The 19,068-nt window shown below is 41.8% G+C and carries 22 protein-coding genes; 12 read left to right on the forward strand and 10 right to left on the reverse strand.

The annotated features are described in order from the left end of the window. Nucleotides 1–212: 212 nt before the first annotated feature. The 10 genes from hisZ (at nucleotide 213) to DWW81_RS03415 (ending at nucleotide 7,349) form a co-directional block, all read left to right on the forward strand. The gene (gene hisZ / locus DWW81_RS03370) at nucleotides 213–1,412 is read left to right on the forward strand and encodes an ATP phosphoribosyltransferase regulatory subunit (protein ID WP_117896678.1); all 1,200 of its coding nucleotides are present in this window, start codon (nucleotides 213–215) and stop codon (nucleotides 1,410–1,412) included. Nucleotides 1,413–1,431: 19 nt separating this feature from the next. Further along, nucleotides 1,432–2,067, forward strand: coding sequence for an ATP phosphoribosyltransferase (hisG, locus tag DWW81_RS03375; protein ID WP_022287384.1), 636 nt, complete (start codon nucleotides 1,432–1,434; stop codon nucleotides 2,065–2,067). A 29-nt stretch (nucleotides 2,068–2,096) separates the two neighbouring features. After that, nucleotides 2,097–3,386: a histidinol dehydrogenase gene (hisD, locus tag DWW81_RS03380; protein ID WP_022287383.1), complete on the forward strand. Its 1,290-nt coding sequence runs from the start codon at nucleotides 2,097–2,099 to the stop codon at nucleotides 3,384–3,386. Nucleotides 3,387–3,404: 18 nt separating this feature from the next. Then, nucleotides 3,405–3,983 carry an imidazoleglycerol-phosphate dehydratase HisB gene (gene hisB / locus DWW81_RS03385; protein ID WP_022287382.1) on the forward strand — a complete coding sequence of 193 codons (579 nt, stop codon included), beginning with the start codon at nucleotides 3,405–3,407 and terminating at the stop codon, nucleotides 3,981–3,983. Continuing rightward, nucleotides 3,984–4,598, forward strand: a complete 615-nt coding sequence (gene hisH / locus DWW81_RS03390; RefSeq protein ID WP_041337171.1) for an imidazole glycerol phosphate synthase subunit HisH — start codon at nucleotides 3,984–3,986, stop codon at nucleotides 4,596–4,598. A 1-nt stretch (nucleotide 4,599) separates the two neighbouring features. Beyond that, nucleotides 4,600–5,355, forward strand: coding sequence for an imidazole glycerol phosphate synthase subunit HisF (hisF, locus tag DWW81_RS03395; protein WP_117856588.1), 756 nt, complete (start codon nucleotides 4,600–4,602; stop codon nucleotides 5,353–5,355). A 5-nt stretch (nucleotides 5,356–5,360) separates the two neighbouring features. Beyond that, the gene (locus tag DWW81_RS03400) at nucleotides 5,361–5,738 is read left to right on the forward strand and encodes an SdpI family protein (RefSeq protein ID WP_117896677.1); all 378 of its coding nucleotides are present in this window, start codon (nucleotides 5,361–5,363) and stop codon (nucleotides 5,736–5,738) included. Continuing rightward, a complete protein-coding gene (gene hisI, locus DWW81_RS03405) occupies nucleotides 5,738–6,091 on the forward strand; it encodes a phosphoribosyl-AMP cyclohydrolase (RefSeq protein WP_117863226.1) in 354 nt (117 codons plus the stop codon). Before DWW81_RS03400 ends, hisI begins: the two co-directional genes overlap by 1 nt. Nucleotide 6,092: 1 nt before the next feature. Beyond that, nucleotides 6,093–6,431 carry a phosphoribosyl-ATP diphosphatase gene (gene hisE, locus DWW81_RS03410; RefSeq protein WP_117896676.1) on the forward strand — a complete coding sequence of 113 codons (339 nt, stop codon included), beginning with the start codon at nucleotides 6,093–6,095 and terminating at the stop codon, nucleotides 6,429–6,431. Nucleotides 6,432–6,584: 153 nt separating this feature from the next. Then, nucleotides 6,585–7,349, forward strand: a complete 765-nt coding sequence (locus tag DWW81_RS03415; protein ID WP_117856585.1) for a hypothetical protein — start codon at nucleotides 6,585–6,587, stop codon at nucleotides 7,347–7,349. Between the two features lie 369 nt (nucleotides 7,350–7,718). On the opposite strand, the gene DWW81_RS03420 is transcribed toward DWW81_RS03415, so the two are convergent. The 10 genes from DWW81_RS03420 to DWW81_RS03465 form a co-directional block, all read right to left on the reverse strand. Further along, nucleotides 7,719–8,357, reverse strand: a complete 639-nt coding sequence (locus DWW81_RS03420; protein ID WP_117896675.1) for an ATP-binding cassette domain-containing protein — start codon at nucleotides 8,355–8,357, stop codon at nucleotides 7,719–7,721. 16 nt (nucleotides 8,358–8,373) lie between these two features. Continuing rightward, complete coding sequence (locus DWW81_RS03425; RefSeq protein WP_038672009.1) at nucleotides 8,374–9,249, reverse strand: hypothetical protein; 876 nt, start codon at nucleotides 9,247–9,249, stop codon at nucleotides 8,374–8,376. A 7-nt stretch (nucleotides 9,250–9,256) separates the two neighbouring features. Further along, nucleotides 9,257–10,129, reverse strand: a complete 873-nt coding sequence (locus DWW81_RS03430; protein ID WP_117896674.1) for a hypothetical protein — start codon at nucleotides 10,127–10,129, stop codon at nucleotides 9,257–9,259. Further along, complete coding sequence (locus tag DWW81_RS03435) at nucleotides 10,126–11,121, reverse strand: hypothetical protein (RefSeq protein WP_117896673.1); 996 nt, start codon at nucleotides 11,119–11,121, stop codon at nucleotides 10,126–10,128. Before DWW81_RS03435 ends, DWW81_RS03430 begins: the two co-directional genes overlap by 4 nt. Before the next feature lie 8 nt (nucleotides 11,122–11,129). After that, nucleotides 11,130–12,326, reverse strand: coding sequence for a hypothetical protein (locus DWW81_RS03440; RefSeq protein ID WP_117896672.1), 1,197 nt, complete (start codon nucleotides 12,324–12,326; stop codon nucleotides 11,130–11,132). 81 nt (nucleotides 12,327–12,407) lie between these two features. Then, nucleotides 12,408–13,433, reverse strand: coding sequence for a hypothetical protein (locus DWW81_RS03445; protein WP_147338956.1), 1,026 nt, complete (start codon nucleotides 13,431–13,433; stop codon nucleotides 12,408–12,410). 281 nt (nucleotides 13,434–13,714) lie between these two features. Beyond that, nucleotides 13,715–14,836, reverse strand: coding sequence for a hypothetical protein (locus DWW81_RS03450; RefSeq protein WP_117896670.1), 1,122 nt, complete (start codon nucleotides 14,834–14,836; stop codon nucleotides 13,715–13,717). Nucleotides 14,837–14,902: 66 nt separating this feature from the next. Continuing rightward, nucleotides 14,903–15,340, reverse strand: coding sequence for a hypothetical protein (locus DWW81_RS03455; RefSeq protein ID WP_117896669.1), 438 nt, complete (start codon nucleotides 15,338–15,340; stop codon nucleotides 14,903–14,905). 335 nt (nucleotides 15,341–15,675) lie between these two features. Next, nucleotides 15,676–16,353 carry a DUF4367 domain-containing protein gene (locus DWW81_RS03460; protein ID WP_117896668.1) on the reverse strand — a complete coding sequence of 226 codons (678 nt, stop codon included), beginning with the start codon at nucleotides 16,351–16,353 and terminating at the stop codon, nucleotides 15,676–15,678. Next, nucleotides 16,340–16,864, reverse strand: a complete 525-nt coding sequence (locus tag DWW81_RS03465; protein WP_181982654.1) for a sigma-70 family RNA polymerase sigma factor — start codon at nucleotides 16,862–16,864, stop codon at nucleotides 16,340–16,342. Before DWW81_RS03465 ends, DWW81_RS03460 begins: the two co-directional genes overlap by 14 nt. A gap of 231 nt (nucleotides 16,865–17,095) precedes the next feature. Here DWW81_RS03465 and miaB point away from each other — a divergent pair, with 231 nt between their 5' ends. Together miaB and DWW81_RS03475 are read left to right on the forward strand one after the other, a co-directional pair. Continuing rightward, nucleotides 17,096–18,496, forward strand: a complete 1,401-nt coding sequence (miaB, locus tag DWW81_RS03470; RefSeq protein ID WP_022287375.1) for a tRNA (N6-isopentenyl adenosine(37)-C2)-methylthiotransferase MiaB — start codon at nucleotides 17,096–17,098, stop codon at nucleotides 18,494–18,496. 36 nt (nucleotides 18,497–18,532) lie between these two features. Further along, nucleotides 18,533–18,943, forward strand: coding sequence for a YlbF family regulator (locus tag DWW81_RS03475; protein ID WP_022287374.1), 411 nt, complete (start codon nucleotides 18,533–18,535; stop codon nucleotides 18,941–18,943). The last annotated feature ends 125 nt before the right edge of the window (nucleotides 18,944–19,068 follow it).

Below are 19,068 nucleotides of genomic sequence, written 5' to 3' on the forward strand. Positions count from 1 at the left end.
AAGGGCAGGTGTGATAAAATTATTTGTGTTGATACTATGCTATCACTTTACTACGATAAAGTAAGCAAGGGCGTTACATAACAGCATAGAAAGAGGGATGTCGAGGACGCCGTCCCCCTACAATTCACTTAAATGTGTGTTTATGCGGATATTTATTCAAGCGTCAACATAAGAAGTACAATCTATAATTTATATACAGGAAGGAAAAGTGTATGAAAAGATATGATCTTATAACCCCTGAGGGTACGAGAGATCTGCTGTTTGAGGGCTGTCTGGCACGAAGAATGGTGGAGGACAGGCTGTCAAAGCTGTTTGAGGGCTTTGGCTACAGCGAGGTGGTAACACCGGGAATAGAGTTTTACGATCTGTTTATGGGAAGCTCGAGAAACTTCCAGCAGGAGAGCCTTTATAAGCTCACAGACTCAAAGGGCAGACTTATCGTTATGCGTCCTGATTCCACGATACCCATAGCAAGACTTGCTTCCACAAGACTAAAGGGGGCAAAGCTTCCCCTTAGACTATACTACAATCAGAGCATTTTTGAAAATAACTCCCTGCTCAAAGGACGTTCAGACGAGGTAGTTCAAGCAGGCATCGAGCTTATTGGCGGAGAAAATTCCAAGAGAGCAGATTACGAGGTGCTATGCACTGCTGTTGAAGCCCTTTCAAGCTTTGATAAGGAGAATTTCAGACTTGAGATAGGTCATATCGGATATTTCAAGGAGCTTGTGGCTCAGCTTGACGTTGACGACGCAGTAAGAGAGGAGATTAGACTTCTTATCTCTGCAAAGAACTATCCTGCACTTAACGATATTCTTGACGAAGTGGGCGACAATCAGGTGACTAACGCGCTCAGACAGCTCCCAAGACTTTTCGGAGGTGTTGAGGTGTTCGACAAGGCTGCCGATATTTATACTGACGATAAGATAACAGGCATACTTTATAACCTTAAAGAGGTCTACACCAGACTTTCAAGCCTTGGTTATGAGGGCAAGATATCTGTTGACCTTGGCATCGTGAGCCATGCGGATTACTACACAGGCATTGTGTTCAAGGGCTATCTTTCAGAGGTCGGTCAGTCGGTGCTTAAAGGCGGAAGATATGACAGACTTCTTGCAGAGTTCGGCAACGATTGCCCGGCGGTGGGCTTCGGCATAAGCGTTGACTCTGTTGCAAGACATATCGAAAAGCTAGGCGGAGCACCAAAGCTCAGAACTCCTGACGCAGTTGTGTTTGGCGAAAAGGGCTATGTGGTTGAAGCAATGAAATATGCTCAGACGCTCGTAAGAGAGGGTCTGGCAGTTGAAAACTCGCTTTTCAACACCCTCGATGAAACAAAGGCTTACGCAAAATCAAAGGGAATAAAGAAGCTTGTGGTCGTTGGCAGCGAGATAACAGAGCTTGATATATAAGTTTGGAGGATAAGTTAAAATGAACAGACCCCTTAGGATAGCTCTTACAAAGGGCAGACTTGAAAAGGATACAGTCGGTCTTTTAGAGAAGATAGGCTATGACTGTACCGCAATAAGAGAAAAGGGAAGAAAGCTTATTCTTCCTGTACCTGACGGAAACCTTGAAGTTGTGCTTGCAAAGGCAAACGACGTTATCACATACGTTGAGCATGGCGTGTGCGATATGGGCGTTGTTGGCAAGGACACTATCATGGAAATGCAGGGCAAGTTCTTTGAGCTTGTTGATATCGGCTTCGGCAGATGTAAATTTGCACTTGCCACAAAGAAAGGCTCAAAGTTCTACGGCGGATTTGATGTCAAGACAGTTGCAACAAAATACCCTAACATCACAAGAAGATTTTTTGAAGCAAAGGGAATGGACGTTGACATCATCAAGATAGAAGGCTCAGTTGAGCTTGCACCGCTCCTTGAGCTTGCAGACGGTATCGTTGATATCGTTGAAACAGGCACGACACTTAAAGAAAACGGTCTTGAAGTCATCGAGGACGTTTGCCCTATCTCTGCAAGGCTTATCGTAAATATGGTAAGCATGAAAATGCGCCAGCAGGAGATCGAGAATTTTGTAAAGCTTGTTGAAGAAAATATCGACAAGTAGTTTATATAAACGGAAAGGACAGTATTGAAATGGCTGAAATAAAGAAGATTTTTGTCAACGGCAAAGACGAGGTAGAGTTTTTCAAGCAGCTTGAAAAGAGAAGCGGCGAAACAAATAAGAAGGTCACAGCCGTTGTTAATGAAATAATCGAAACTGTCAGAGAGGGTGGCGACAACGCTGTAAAGGCTTATACAGAAAAGTTTGACGGCAAGCTCCCAGAGTATTATGAAGTTCCAAGAGATGTTATAAATGACGCTCTCACAGAGGCAGATCAGGACTTTGTTGACGCAATGCTCAACGCAGTTGCGAACATCACAGATTTCCACCAGAGACAGAAGTCACAGAGCTTTATAAACGCTAAGGATAACGGCTGTATTCTCGGTCAGAAGGTAAGAGGACTTAACAGAGTTGGTCTTTATGTTCCGGGCGGCACAGCAGCTTATCCATCAAGCGTGCTTATGAATGCAGTTCCTGCAAAGATAGCAGGCGTTAAGGAGATAATCATGGTGACCCCACCTCTTAAAGACGGCACACCAAATAAGGATATCCTTGTGGCAGCTGCTCTTTGCGGAGTTGACAGAGTGTTCATGAGCGGAGGCGCACAGGCTATCGCAGCCCTTGCTTACGGCACTGAGGAGATACCAAAGGTCGATAAGATAGTAGGCCCCGGAAATATCTATGTTGCAACAGCAAAGAAGCTTCTTTATGGTGTTGTTGATATCGACATGGTGGCAGGTCCGAGCGAGATACTTGTTATGGCTGACGAAAAGGCTAACCCTAAGTTCATTGCCGCTGACCTTATGTCACAGGCTGAGCATGACAAGCTTGCTTCTGCTATCCTTGTTACAACAAGCGAGAGCATTGCAGACAGAACTATCGAAGAGATAAACAGACAGGTGCAGAGCCTTTCAAGAAAAGAGATAATCGAAAGCTCTCTTGAAAATTACGGCGCTATCCTTATCTGCAATACAAAGGACGAAGCTTGCGACCTTGCAAACAGATTTGCTCCTGAGCACCTTGAAGTGCTTTTTGAAAACCCTATGGAGTATCTTGGCAGACTTGATAATGCAGGTTCAATATTCCTTGGTCAGTATGCTTCCGAGCCTCTTGGCGACTACTATGCAGGCCCTAACCACGTTCTTCCAACAAGCGGCACAGCTAGATTCTTCTCGCCGCTGTCAGTAAACAGTTTTGAGAAGCGTTCAAGCTTTACATACTATACTGAGGACGCTCTCAGAGAAGCAAAGGACGATATCGTCCTTATTGCAGAAAAAGAGGGTCTGACGGCTCACGCAAATGCAATAAAGGTAAGATTTTAAGCGGTAAAGGTGATGAAAATGCGTACAGCGGAAATAAAAAGAAAAACTAAGGAAACTGATATAGAGGTGTTCGTGAAGCTTGACGGTGAGGGCAAGGTAAGTGTAAACACAGGCATAGGCTTTTTTGACCATATGCTTACAGCCCTTGGCGTTCACAGCGGAATAGACATGGACGTTGAGTGCACAGGCGACCTTTATGTTGACGGACACCACACAGTTGAGGACGTTGGCATATGCTTGGGCAAAGCCTTTGCGGAAGCATTGGGCGACAAAGCAGGCATTGCAAGATATGGCTCGGCTTTTGTGCCAATGGACGAGGCATTGGCGTTCTGCTCACTGGATATAAGTGGCAGACCTTTTCTTGCGTTCAATGCTGAGTTCCATGACGACAGGATAGGTCAGTATGACACCTGCCTGACGGAAGAATTTTTCAGAGCCTTTGCATTCAACTCAGGCATAACACTGCATATCCGTGAGGAGTACGGCAAGAACGACCACCATATTGCAGAAGCAATGTACAAAGCAGTGGCTCACGCTTTGAAGGACGCTGTAAAAATAACAGGAACAGGAGTTTTATCCACCAAAGGAGTGCTTTAAATGATAGCAATAATCGACTACGGTGCAGGCAATATATTCTCTGTAAAAAACGCTCTGGACTATCTTGGTTTTGAGAACAAGCTCACAGACAAAAAAGAAGATATCGAAAAAGCCGACGCAATTATCCTCCCCGGCGTGGGAGCGTTCCCATGGGCAATGAATATGCTCGGCCTTAGCGGTCTTATCGACACTATCAAGGAGCAGGCTAAAATAAAGCCTTTCCTTGGCATATGCCTTGGAATGCAGCTTCTTTTCGAGAAAAGCTATGAGTTTGAGGAGTGCAAGGGTCTTGGCCTTATCGGCGGCTATGTTGACAAGATAAACGAGCCTGACCTCGTTATCCCGCACATGGGCTGGAACAAGCTTGTGTATAACCACGATTGTCCTCTTTTTGACGGTCTGGGTGATGACGAGTATGTTTATTTCGTACACTCATACAAGGCTTTCTGCGATAATAAAAATCTGTATGCCTACTGCGAATACGGCTCAAAAGTCCCTGCGGTGGTATCGGACGGAAGATATATCTTCGGCTGTCAGTTCCACCCTGAAAAGAGTGGAAAGACCGGTCTAAAAATACTTGAAAACTTTGCGAAAATGTCACAGGAGGTAAAATAATATGCTTGCAAAAAGAATTATACCATGCCTTGATGTGCGTGACGGAAAGGTAGTAAAGGGCGTAAATTTCGAGGGCATAAAAGAAGTCGGTGACCCTGTTGAATGCGCATATGAATACAATCTTCAGGGTGCAGACGAGATAGTTTTCTATGACATAACAGCCTCCCACGAAGGCAGAGGAGTTATGCTTGACGTTGTTCGTGAAACAGCAAAAAAGGTATTTGTACCGCTCACTGTTGGAGGCGGTATCAAAACTGTTGACGATATAAGAGATACTCTCCGTGCAGGCGCAGACAAGGTTTCTGTGAACTCTCAGGCAGTGCAGAATCCTCAGCTTATAAAAGACGGCGCAGATATTTTCGGCTGTCAGTGCATCTGCGTTGGCGTTGACGCAAAGAAGGTCGGCGATAACAAGTGGACGGTCTACATCAACGGAGGCAGAGTGGATATGCGAATGGATCTTATCGACTGGGTTAAAAAGTGCGAACAGCTCGGTGCAGGTGAGATATGCCTTAATTCTATCGACACAGACGGTGTAAGGGGCGGCTTTGATCTGCCTATGCTGAAAGCTGTGTGCAGTGCTGTAAAGATACCTGTTATCGCAAGCGGCGGAGCAGGAAAGCTTTCAGACTTTGCTGACGCTTTCCTTGAAACAGACTGCTCGGCGGCTCTTGCCGCAAGCCTTTTCCATTTCAAAGAGCTGACAGTTGGACAGGTAAAGGACGATTGCAGGAGTAAGGGAATTATCGTGAGGTGAGCATAATGATTGTTTTCAATATCGTATTTACTTTGTTTATACCAGTGCTTATGGTATTGTGCGGCTATCTGATGTATAAGCATACACCGAAAGATATCAACGGCTTGGTGGGCTATCGCACTGCTATGTCAATGAAAAATCAGAAAACGTGGGATTTTGCCCACAATTATTGCGGACGTCTGTGGGTAAAGGTCGGAGCGGTCATGACGATAATTTCGGCATTGGTCTGTGTTCCATATTTCTTTATGAGCAGCGGCAAGGCGACTGTGATAATGTGCATAGCTGAAGTGATACAGGTGGTAGTTTTGTGCTGGACGATAGTACCAACAGAACGAGCACTCAAAGATAATTTCGACCAAGACGGCAACAGAAAGGACAAATAATGAACCCAATAAAAGTTGATATAAACGATCTGGACAAATACTTTGTAAAAAGCGAGCTTACACCTGCTATCGCCTTTGACGTTGACACAAAGACTGTGCTCATGCTTGCTTATATGAATAAGGAGAGCCTGAAAAAAACACTTGAAACAGGCTATACATGGTATTGGAGCAGATCAAGACAGGAATATTGGAACAAGGGTGCAACAAGCGGTCATCTGCAAAAGGTGGTATCTATCTATGCGGACTGCGATAACGATACCCTGCTCCTTAACGTAAAGCAGACAGGCGCAGCCTGCCATACAGGCTCATATAGCTGCTTTTTCAATGAGATATATAATACGGAGGAAGAATAAAATGACAGTTTATCAGGAAATTTTCGAGGTAATAAAACAGCGTAAAGCTGACTATGAAGCAGGCAAGGCTCAGGAGAACAGCTACACAGCTTATCTTTTTGACAAGGGCGTAGACAAGATCTGCAAAAAGGTGGGAGAAGAGGCTACAGAAACAGTTATCGCTGCTAAAAACAGCGACAATGACGAGCTGAAAAACGAGATAAACGACCTTCTCTATCACGTTATGGTGCTTGCGGCAAATCAGGGACTTGAGTGGTCTGACGTGGAAAAGGTCCTTGACGAGAGAAACGAAAAGATAGGCAATCTGAAGAAATTTCATCAGGTAGACAAGAACACCTGATTATGTGTATCCAAAGGCTCTGCGTTCATGCGCAGGGCTTTTTTTGCTTTATGAGAGGATTTTCAGAAATTTAAGCACACAAAAGCCTTTTGCCGAATAGAATATAGCGAAGTAAAAAAAACTTCCATGATTTGATTTATAGGAGGACTTACTATGAGCGATTTTAACGGCAAACCTTTCAAGGAAGCAATGTGTATCGAGGCAATGCGTGTGTTTGATTCATGCTCGTCACAGGATTGTCTGGAGGATCTTGCGTTTACATTCAGCGAGGCAGACCAGACCGTGATAAACGCTGCGGCTTATATCAAAAGCACTTGTATCGACGTGACAGACGTAAGCTTTGCAATATCTCCGGTGGCATTCAACCACGGCTTTTACGCAGTTGACGTTACTTACACATTCAGGGCGCAGATAGAAGCATATGAAGCGGCAGGCGCAGCTCCAACAGTAGTTTACGGCACCTCATCATTCACAAAAAAAGTTATTCTTTTCGGCAGCGACGGTGGCACACAGAGATTTTCTACCTGCGAAGCCGATCAGGTCGTCACCACCTCGCCTACAAGCGGCTGCTCATGCTGTTGCTGCACAGCGGCAATGCCTTGCGCTTCTGTGAGCGTAGCAGCGCCAATGTGTCTTGACGCAAAGCTTGTCGCAGAGCCTGCACCAAGCGAGGAAAAGAACGTTCTTATCACTATCGGACTTTTCGCTATCATTCAGTTGTCAAGACCTGTGCCTATAATGGTGCCTGTATATGATTACTGCGTACCTGGCAAGGAGTGTTCCACAAACAGTGACAGCCCATGCGAAATGTTTGAAAAGATAGCATTCCCGACAGTAGAATTTTTCCCAAGAGGACTTGAAGAACCCCACTGCAAGGAAGAAAATGATACAGAGGGTCAGGGCGAAGCTCAGGGATAATATGTGATCTATGGGGGCGGAGTTTTCTGCCCCTTTTTGTTTTGCAAAGCGACCTGTTTGGCTCTTAGCTCCCGGCTATTTCAACTTCCATGTTTATAAATGTAAACTTTTTCAGAAAACATGTTGTAATATATGACAATTTGGGATAAGGCTGTAGACAAATGGGGCGATTGGCAAACTGCACAGCATATAGCTAAGAAATATGATGATGACGGATATCTTCGCAAGAATGAATAGCATAAACAAAAAAATAAGCTGCTACAGAAAAAATCTGTGGAAGCTTATTCTATTCAGAACAGTCCTAATTTTAACCTATCAATATCGGCTCCTGATATCTGTTTGTACGAATCCATACTTACTCAGTCTATGTCACCTTACCCCCTCAATAACACCCTTATCCATTTCATGCACAGTATCGCACAGCACGGAAATGTCCTCCGCAGAGTGTGAGCATATAAGAATAGTCTTGCCCTGCTCTTTGTATGAAAGCAGGTACTCACGCATTTCTTTTACTCCGTCCTTGTCAAGACCATTGAAAGGCTCGTCGAGAATAAGTATCTTCGGGTTTTCCATGATAGCTTGTGCAAGTCCCAAACGCTGCCGCATACCTAGACTGTATTTGCGGACGTGGCGTTTTAAATCAGGGTCAAGCCCCACTTGCCTCATGCTGTTTCTTATCTCATCTTTACCTATCTTGTTGTTAAGCCCCGCAAGAAGCTTTAAGTTCTTGTAGCCCGAATAGTAAGGTATAAACCCAGGTGTTTCAATAATGATACCCATATCTTTCGGGAAGTCAACGTCCTTGCCCACCTGCTTGCCGTCAACGATAATCTCACCGCTCGTGGGCTTGATAAAGCCGCATATGCACTTCATAAGCATTGTCTTTCCACTGCCGTTTCGCCCGATAAGTCCGTGTATCTTGCCCTCCTCAAAGGACACATTTATGTGCTTTAGTATCTCCGTTTTGCCAAGCGTAAGGCATACGTCATTTACATTGATGATATCCATTTTGTCCCCCTAATCCCTAACTTGCTATCTCAGCAACATTGTCGTAATTAAATTTTCTTATGGCGATAAAGCAGAACGCCAGCAGTACCGCTATAAATATGGCAAGATAGCTGACCGAAAAACTCATTGACATAACAGGCTCACGGAAATATTTTGTGTAGTGCAGCCATATTATGCTGTTCGCCATTGGCATTGTCCACATAAGCGTGGTCTTTATGGAGCAGAACGCTGTGCCTAAAGATATCACTGCTCCGCAAAGGACAAAGCCCACAGTTTTGTGTTTCACAAGTGAAAAGCTCAGCAGGATAAGCCCAATTATCATAAGGTATGCGAACACGAGCAGGTAGCTTTGCACTGCGGCTGAAAATACTGTGAGCTGATTGTAGAGATTTTCAGGGAGAAGCTGCACACCGAAATTGCCCGAATGTTCAGGAAAGCGTGAAGCGAACTTTGTCGCCACGTTGCTCCAGCCGTTGTACCAAAAACCGTCTGAAAGCATTGGAAGCACTGCGCCCAAGAATATCACTGCAAGATAAGATAAAGCCATAAAAATGAGCTTCAAAAGCTGTCCGAACAGCCAGTTCAGCCTGCCCACACGCATTATGTAGAAAACTGTGTTGGTGTCTATCTTCGGAAAATCTGCTATAAGTGTGAGGAAAACCAGCGGTATGATAAGAAGTATCGCACCTGAATTAGCTATGGCGATAAAAGGCTCAAGGATATTCAGCGGCTCGCCCATAAGCTCTGCGTTTGATTTAAGAGGCTCGATAGCAAAGCTGTAAATGAAGATAAGAAGCACTCCCAGGATTATCATTCGTGCGTCGCATACCCACTTTATGAACTCCGCCCTTGCACAGAAAAAGCTTTGTTTAAGGCTGAAATTTTTCATCATAGCTGACCTACACCCCCTTGTCCTTGCGCAAATTCATCACGATAATAAATCCCAGCAGGGCAACGATCGCCCCCGAACAGTTCACCGCAGTTATCCACTTTGCACTTCTGTCAAAGCTTTGTATATACAGAAAATTCGTCACAGAGCTTGGATAAAAGGCGTTTGCTCTATCAAAATCAAAGTTATCGTTGAAAAGATTTGCGTCTATTATCCTATTGAGCATTGTTGTGAGGACATAGTTGAGCATAAAAGGCAGGCAGGTTATGATATACGGATTTTTGCAGAATGAGCTTAGGAAAAACGCAGGCAGTGTGGAAACTGCACCATATGCGAAAGCTACCGCAAGCATTTTGATTATGGTTCTACCTGTGCTGTCTTGCATTATGTATTGAAGCTGGTCGGCTGATACGTCAAACTTCGAAAGTGGTTGAAAAAGCACTGCACAGGCTATGCCGTAAACAGCTATACCTAGCATAACGGCAAATCCGCCTGAGATAAGTGCGGATATGAATTTTGAAAGATAATATCTTAGCTTGCCTGTGCGAGATATGGTGAAACGCATCAGTCCGTTATTTCGCTCTGCACAGAAAGACACCATGAAAGGGAATGCCACGACAATAGGCAAAAACATTGTGATATATCCCGAAAGTCCGTTTCTGAAAACCAGCACTGAGGACAGCATTGGGTCGGTGCGGAGGATATTTTTATCGAGGGTGAAAAGTGACTCGAACACCGAATATGATTTATCGGTGGCAAGGTCTGTATAGGCTGAGGAGGTGAAAGCAAGCACTGTCGTCAGCAGCACCGCACCTGCAAAGCCTATGTTTATTATGCTTTTGTTCAGGTCACATTTTATTGCGTTTAGAAGTTTTAGTTTCATTTCTCTATATCTCCGATCTCGGTGTAGATAAACCTACCAAGATTATTGCTGTCAGCTTTGGCGTAGGCGAGCGTTCCAAACTCATGCCCTGAGGGGTCATACTCCGCAGGGTCGGTGCAGATAACGGCGTAATCAAAACTCTCCGACTTTCCGCTCCCGAAAAGATCTGTGGAGCTGTCGAGTATCACCATGACTTCAAGCCCCTCGCTAAGCTCACCGTCGCAATAATATGTAGGCACTGTGCATACTGTCTTTTTGTCTGTGAGCTTAATTTCGGCCATGTTGTCGCCTATGGTCTGTACTGTGCCGAAAAAGCTGGGGAGGTCACGGTTTAGCTGTTCTTCATAGTTTTTCTCTCCATTTTCGTCATATTCGGCAACATACAGTTGATTAAGGATAAAATTATTGTCCTTGAAAAGATACCCCACATATACAACATCATCGACTTCATCGGGATAGTTTATTTCCTGATATACTATAAGATCGTTCAGGTCGGCTTTTAATGTTCTTTGTGGATCTGTAAATTCACAGGCAGATCCGCCCGTTCTTGTCATAGTACAAATGCCGCCGCTGTTTGAAAAAACTTTGCCGTTTTGACCTATAACATCACACAGCTTGATCTTAGTTATTCCATCATCAACGGTAAGAACAGCAGTGACCTTTTCACCAAGCTTATTGTTTATGATCTGTTCTGAGTGGAGCTTTGATCCAGGATAATAAACTATATCGTCTTTAAAGTTATCTCTTGAAAGCGGCAATGTATAGCTTTTGCCCTCATATGTGAATGTAAGCTGTTCATTCTCATATTTTTCTGTTTCCACAGTTATGTTCTCAAATTCCGAACTTGGCTTTGACACGGTGCTCTCCGGCATATTTGACACGCTGTCAACAGCAGAGAGATCCGACTGTGGTTTATTTTCCCCACAGGAAGTCAGAAAAATAACAGCAGAAAACACGATACACGAAAACGTCATAAACTTCTTTTGTTTCATGATCTACCTCACTGCATAAGCATATTTATATCAAACTCATAATCAAGATCGCCGCTTTCAGCGTCAAGATAAATAAATCGCTGAATATTGCCTGCCGATGAATATTCATCACCTACTGGTATTTCATTTTCGGGAACATCCATAACAAACTCCCAGACCAAATGGCTGTCAAATTTTATGCCTGCATCGTAGCAGCTTTGACCGTTTTTATTATCGTTAAGAGGGGTGAGTGTGTATTTAAGGTCAATGGCACTTATCTCCATTTTCTCATTAAAATCTGTAAAAGTATTTTCAATATACCCCATTGCACTTGACAGGGAAATTATCTTATCAACAGATCTTTCTTTTTTTGGTATCAAGATACCGTTGCCGTTAGTAAGGCTGCCTATCTCGTCGCTTTTAAACATCTGCATATATATGCCCTGCGTGATATATTTCATTTTCGACATACTTTCATCAGACGTATCTGTCATTTGCACAAGATCGTCAAGCAATACTCCGTTGTATTTTTTAGACGCATGGATATCAAAAGAGTAAATGCCCTGATCGCTTTGTCTTACAATTATAGTTTTAACGGCTATCTCCAAGTCAGGTTCAAGATCGGCATAGTTCTTATCGAGCCATTCCTGAGCAAAATCAGCTGCCTGCTTGATCGTGACTGAAGTTCCGTCCAGTTCATAGCTGTCTGAAAGATCGTCATCTCTGTCAATATGATAGATCTTGACTCTGTTTCCGCCGTTAAAGAGATTATCAAAAGCTGAGGGCTTGGCAAAACAGATAAAGCCGTTATTTCCAACGCAGCCATACATTTTCTCGTCATCGTCGCTAAAGCTGTAACTTACCATGCCGTCGCCGGTTTCATCATGAACTGTATTCTCACGGTCGAGAACATCCTTGCCAAAAATCCGGGTCATTATCTTTTCGTAATTTTCCTCATAATCCGATATCTGAGTAAAATCGACTTCACAGTAATCTTCGGGCAATTTTACACTGATATTTTCTCTCAGATCAAATTGAGTATAGCTTTTATCAAGAGCATTGTCTATGTCATCACTGAGTTTGTTGGAAGATATGTACTGTATAGCTGTGATCTCATTTCTCTCTTTACTGTCTTTCTCGGCAGAGGATCTTACGCTGTCAGGTGTCTGCGCACAGCCTGCAAGAACGACAGCCACCGCTGCGGCAAGTAATTTTAGATTTTTCATAAGCAACTTCCTTCCTCATATGTGATAACATCAGTAAGTCAATGGTAATTTTCGCTTTTGCTCAGGTCACATTTTATTGTGTTATACGTTTCCTTTTTGATTATTAACAAAAGAAACATTCATATCGTTACAATTTATGGTTGCATAAATTTCCTTGTTCGGAGTTTCGTCAAAGTAAAACACCCAGCATGGAACAGCTTCATATATGTCATACGAGCAGTAAGTTGCCCAGGGAGCTTTTTCACGGTCTGTTTCTTCATCTCCTGTGCTTTTCTCAATATTACCTTTTTTAATCATACAGTATTCAATAGCTATACGCTTGACGTTCAACTTCATATTTGTTGCTAAAGTATCACTTAAACATTTAGCGGCAGAAACAGGATCGGATGTACTCGTCAATTCACCGTCGATTTTATATTCTTCAAAGTATGAGTTCGTGACAAAATTATTGACCTCGCTTCCGCAGATATATGCGAAAGCGCAGGACACGATCATATTTTCGTCAATGCTATCATAGCCTGCATATTCCAAAATATTTACGTCAGATACGGACTGAGTATAATTTGCCATATAAAAATAGCCGTCCGAACATTCATACAAGCTTATTCTAGATACTGACAGATCATTGGGATAATTGCAGAAATTTGTAAAATCATCAGCAAAATCCTGTGCTAACTTTACAGCCTCAGGCACAGATAGCTCTCCTTCACTGCCAACAAGCTTATATTTTTCTGAGCTTTCCACAGCTTCGGAGTATGGAAACGTCTTGACGAATTCGGATTCATTGTAATATTTTTGCACATCAAAAACCTTTTGATACGAAAAAAATCCGGTACATCCGATCGACAATTGCAGACCCTTTTCTTTATCCTCATAGCTCGGACCTGTTGGGTAAGTAGTATCGTCATTCGTAATATTTGCTTCATCGAAATCTTCATCATAATGTGTGAATATTTCCTTGTAATTATCCTCAAAACCTGTAGGACATATAAAATCTCCTGTTTTTATCTTCTGCGGAATATCTATATCAAGGATATCACTGAAATTCATATTGTCACATTCAAGCTTTTTAAGTTCATCTATATACTCCGATTTCTTTTTACTCATTTCATCCAGCGAAGTGAGAGCATATCCCTGAGTCGCAGTGTTTTCATTTTTTGATCCTTTCTTAACACTTTCAGGTGTCTCTGCACAAGATGACAAGAATAACAGCGACAGGCATAAAATCGTACTTGTTATTTTTAAATGTAGCTTCATTTTGTTGCTCCTTTGATTTCTTATAATACAAGGCAATACCGCACAAAGACCGCTTGACAGAGTTATGCGGTATCGCCTTATATTTTTATGCTGTTATCCATACTTTATCAACTCCGATCTATATTGTAAAATTACAAATTTATATCACCACTGCTTTGTGAATAAAATGAAAAATCACCCGTTTCACAATCTACCAAAGCATAGTATAATTTTTCCTCAATAGGGCTATAGAGTGAAACTGTCCACATTGGAGTACTTGAATATACGCCCGTTTCAGAGTCCACCCAGTATATCTTATTTTCAAGAACTATGTAATCCACCTCGTAACTGGAATTATCACTTAAATTGTCATCAATATATCTAAGTGCAGAATATGGTGTTATCACCTTGTCGATATTCTCTTTTTCATATTCACAAAATACATTTTCATTATTTCTAAAACAACCTATATCGGACGAAGAAGTTATAAGCACTGTGTATCCCGCTGGATTTGAATTTATTTTGCTCAATCGACCTGTGAAAACATCATTGACAGAGGATTCCCTGCCCTCAAAGCCACTGTTAGCTGCTCTCAACGGTACTCCGTTATCCTGTTGCACCATATCTATTCTGAACGCATAAGTATCGTTTATTTTCTCAACTCTGATCTCAAAAGGCGACATTTGTGGGTAGCCAATTTTTCTCAGTCCCTCTGAAAATTCAGCACTTTTTTCTATTGCCTCACTTATGGACATTTCACAGTCTTTAAGCTTATATTTCTCATCATCAAAGGTGTTGCAACAATAATATCGTTTTACTGTAATGTTTTCATTAGTTAGAAAAAAAGCCTCAGCATCTTCGTCTTTGATCCATACTATCGAGCCACCATCATAATCAATAAAGTAGGGATAACCTCCTTCGGCGTTAAGCTGATGATATCCACCCATATCGTCACTGCTAACACTTATTTTGCTAAGATCAACAGGACTGCCGTTTAAATAGTCTATAAATCTCTGCTCTTTATTGAACAGAAAACCGTCCGACGGCTTATATAACGTTCTGCTAACTGAACTCACATCAGCTATTCTTACACTGTCACGAATAGTGAAATGAGCATACTCCAATTTGAGGGCTTTTGAATATGTATCTGTTATTTCATTTACAGGCACATATTCAGAATTAAATTCACTGAATTTTACATTATTAGTTTTGTTTGAACACGCTGAAAGTACCATGCACACCGTAACAACCAAAATACAAATCTTTTTCATCATAATTTATCCTCTAAAGTAAGAGCCGCTCGTCATTACCAGCAAGATAATCCGCAGCGGCTCAAAATACTATTCTTTAGTTAAAACTTCCTGACGCAGAAGCACTTGAAACATACTTTGAAATATTTGTGTAACCGCCAGACACTCCAAATTCAGCAACAACATCATAAGAATAACCCTTCTTATAATTAGAATTTTTCCAATTTGTTGTTCCTTTGTTCCAGATATCGAAAGAACCACAATTAATAGTATGGCTTGAAGATCTGTATCCATTGCTAAGACACTAAACTTGCCACTTGTATTTATGGATTTGCAGGTGGATTTTAAATAGCCATTATTCTGTGCCTTTATACCATACATCCATTTCTCACAAACGTTATCTGATGACGGAGCTCCTTTAGTATAGTGCAGATCGTAGGAGTTTGCCGCACTAGCCCCAATAGCCATAGAACTCATCATCATAACAGCAGCACCCATAGCTGCGATTCTCTTAACGATCTTTTTCATATTAAACGTCCTTTCATAATATAAGAGTGTTTTTTGGGTAATTTTGTTGCAAATAAAATTAAATTTCATCATATCACACAATTATTGCAATGGGTAATTGTGCATAATGAATATTCACATCTTCATTGAACTCAGCAGCTTTCAATTATACAAACCGAAAAAGCAGTGAAAATGGCTGATTGAAATACATAAGTTTGTATGTTTTCACAATTGCACGTACTTGTTTTTATTATTATTGCATAAAAAATGTGCACTCCTTTCCTCAAGATTTTGTCCCCTCATATAGTAAGATACAAGCTTGAGTGAATTTGTACACACTTTTTCAGAAAAATATTTTATTTTGTAGAGTTTACCGAATCAGCCATCTTAATTATGTCACTTTTACACAAATCTCCGGTTATTGTATAAGAATATCTGCCATCAGTCCATACAATAGTTGATGTATCGGCATCGTAAGACAGCAGAGCGTCATTGTCATTTATCGATACCTTTTCAGTTGTCCTGTTTTGCGTATCTATCTGATTATTCGTTAATATACTGCTTTGAGTGTACTCGATAAATTCATTATTAGAAGAATAATCAATGATAAGCATAGTTTCTTCTTGAGTTCGGTCCTGTTCAGCAAATCCATTCGGGATATATGTTGGTTCACAACACACACAAACATCTGTAAGATCATCGGCAGGAACATCCCCATGTACATTCCAGACATCAGTATTATTATCATTGCTGCTTGCAAACAAACCAACAAACCATTCTCTTAACGGTGGAACAGCAGCTACTGTTATCGATCCGATCATAAGCATTGCGGCAATTATGAATATCATCCTTTGCAAGGTCGTCTTTATCAATGAATGGGGTGTTTTATCTTGATCTTTGGTCAATCTGCGGATCCTTCTTCTATATGCTGATGAAAAATCACATTTTTCATCAGATATCAGCTGCATTTCTTTTGCACATGGCAGCACAACAGCTTGTTCGATCGCTTTGCAGAAATTTTCATTTTCGTTCATAGTTTGCACCTCTCAGCTTCTCCAATAAAATAGATTCAGCTTTTCTCAGATACTTATATACTGTATTTCTGGATATCCCCATTAAATCAGCGGTTTCATTTGCGTTGTGACCGTAATAATAAAAATAAGTGATAACAGCTTTATACTTGTCTTCAAGCTGACCAATAGCGTTAGTCAGATCAGAAATATCATACTCATTAAGCTTAGCTATATCCGGCACATATTCAGAATCCTCAAATGAGTCATTTTCAAAATATTTTTTCTCCCTGTTGTAGATCTGATATGATGCCCTTCTAATAGTTATAATCAAATAAGCGTCCATTTTGTACACAGGCAAATTGTGAACTTTCTTAAAATTTTCTGCTATCCTGTAAAAAGTCTCCCAAACGGCTTCTTCTGCCAATTCGTGTGAATTAAGAATTTTAAAGGCTTCACGATATAATTTTCGTTCATATTTATTTACTATATTTTCAAAATCACTTTTATCTTCCTCATCATCGATCAATGCCATACACACGCCAAGCATTTCATCACATCCTATATACTTTATAATGTATCAAGTATAGCATTATTTATGTATAAATTCAAGGGGGATGTTTTGTAGAAGTAAAATCTTGTTGATTGTGAAATGTTTGTTAACATCAACACGGAAGTTGAAATAGCCTCGCTCCCAAAACGCTTGACAAGAAGCCTGAAAAGATTTATAATTAAAGGGAATGTACGAAATGAAATGAGGATATCAATGACTGAGAATTTTTCGGAAATAATAAATGAGGAAACCGCTCCGCAGAAGCTGCTCCAATGGTCTGGTGAATACGAAAGAACTTGCGGTCACAAGCCACTTGCCCTTATCCATTCATACGGATGTCAGCAGAACGTCAGCGACGGCGAGAAGATAAAAGGTATGCTCTCAAAGGTGGGCTATGAGTTCACGTCCGATGTGAACGAGGCTCAGCTTATACTGTATAATACCTGTGCGGTAAGAGAAAATGCCGAGGACAAGGTGTTCGGCAAGCTTGGCGACCTTAAACATCTCAAAGAAAACAATCCCGAGCTTATTATAGGTATCTGCGGCTGTATGGCTCAGCAGAAGCACGTTGCCGAGAAGATAAAAAAGACCTATCGTCAGGTGGATCTTGTTTTCGGAACTTTTGCATACAACGATATGTACAATATGCTATGGGAGATAATATCAAAGCATGACAGGATTTTTAATCTGTCAGAAAATCATGTTGACATAAACGAGGACTTTTTGCAGCTTCGTGACGATAAGATAAGAGCGTTCGTGCCTATCATGTATGGCTGCAACAATTTCTGCACCTATTGCATAGTGCCTTATGTCAGAGGCAGAGAACGCAGCAGAAAGCCTGAGTCCGTTATCGCAGAGGTAAAAGCACTTGTGAAAAACGGCTATAAGGAAATAACATTGCTTGGTCAGAACGTTAATTCATACAGTTATGGTTTTCCTGAGCTTTTGAGAGAGCTTGACAAGATAGAGGGGGACTTCCGCATAAGATTTATGTCAAGCCACCCAAAGGACGCAAGCCATGAGCTTATTGACGCTATACTTGAGTGCAAAAAGGTGTGCAAGCATTTGCATCTTCCTGTGCAGGCAGGCTCAGACAGGATACTAAAGCTTATGAATCGCCGCTATACCACGGCGGATTATCTGAAAATAATCGACTATGCCAGAAGCAAAGACCCTGAGTTTTCATTCACAACAGACCTTATCGTTGGCTTCCCAAGTGAAACATACGAGGAGTTCTGCGAAACTAAGGAGCTTATCAAAAAGGTAAAGTACGATAATATCTATTCTTTTGTGTATTCAAGACGAAGCGGCACAAAGGCTGCCGAAATGGAGGATCACATCTCAGATAAGCAGAAGGGTCTGTGGCTGAGAGAACTGCTTTTGGAGCAGAGAGAGGTGTCAACAGCGTGGCTTTCAAGATTTGTGGGAAGAACTGTAACCGTGCTGCCAACAGGCGAGGGCAGAACCGGCGCTGATTATCTCACAGGCAAGAGCGACGAGGATATGATCGTCGAGGTGAAAGCAGATAAAAAATATATCGGTAAATTCATTCAGGTTCGCATAACAAAGGCAATGAACTGGGCTTTGAGAGGCGAGCTTGTTGAAGATAAATAACAGCGAAAGCTGAATAATATTTAAAGGAGAATTACCATGGATGTAATTGAAATGACAAGAAAGCTTGGACAGGCTATTCAGGAAGACGAGAGATACAAGGCTTATATGGAGGCTTGTTCTATCAATGATACAGATGTTGAGATACAGAACAAAATAGGCGAGTTCAATCAGCTCCGTTCACAGCTCAGCGTTGAGATGCAGAAGCCTGATAAGGACGGCGAGAAGATGACAGCACTTGACACTCAGATCAGAGAGCTTTATGACGAGATCATGGCTATGCCTAAGATGATCGCATTTAACGAAGCTAAAGAAGTTATGGATAAGCTCCTCGGCTCTGTAAACTATATCATCTCAATGGCTGCAAACGGCGAAGATCCAATGACTTGCCCAGAGGAAGCTCCTCATAGCTGTTCAGGAAGCTGCGCATCATGCGGCGGCTGTCACTAAGACAGTATCAAAAAACGAATAACAGTCAGGGGGAGCTTATCCCCCGTCTGCCCGAATCTGAAGACCACTTCAGACTGGGGCGGATAATTTCTATAGGGATATGTGCGTGGATAAATATATGAAAC

Source organism: Ruminococcus sp. AF17-1AC, from assembly GCF_003461385.1.
In the GTDB taxonomy this organism is placed as follows: domain Bacteria; phylum Bacillota; class Clostridia; order Oscillospirales; family Ruminococcaceae; genus Hominimerdicola; species Hominimerdicola aceti.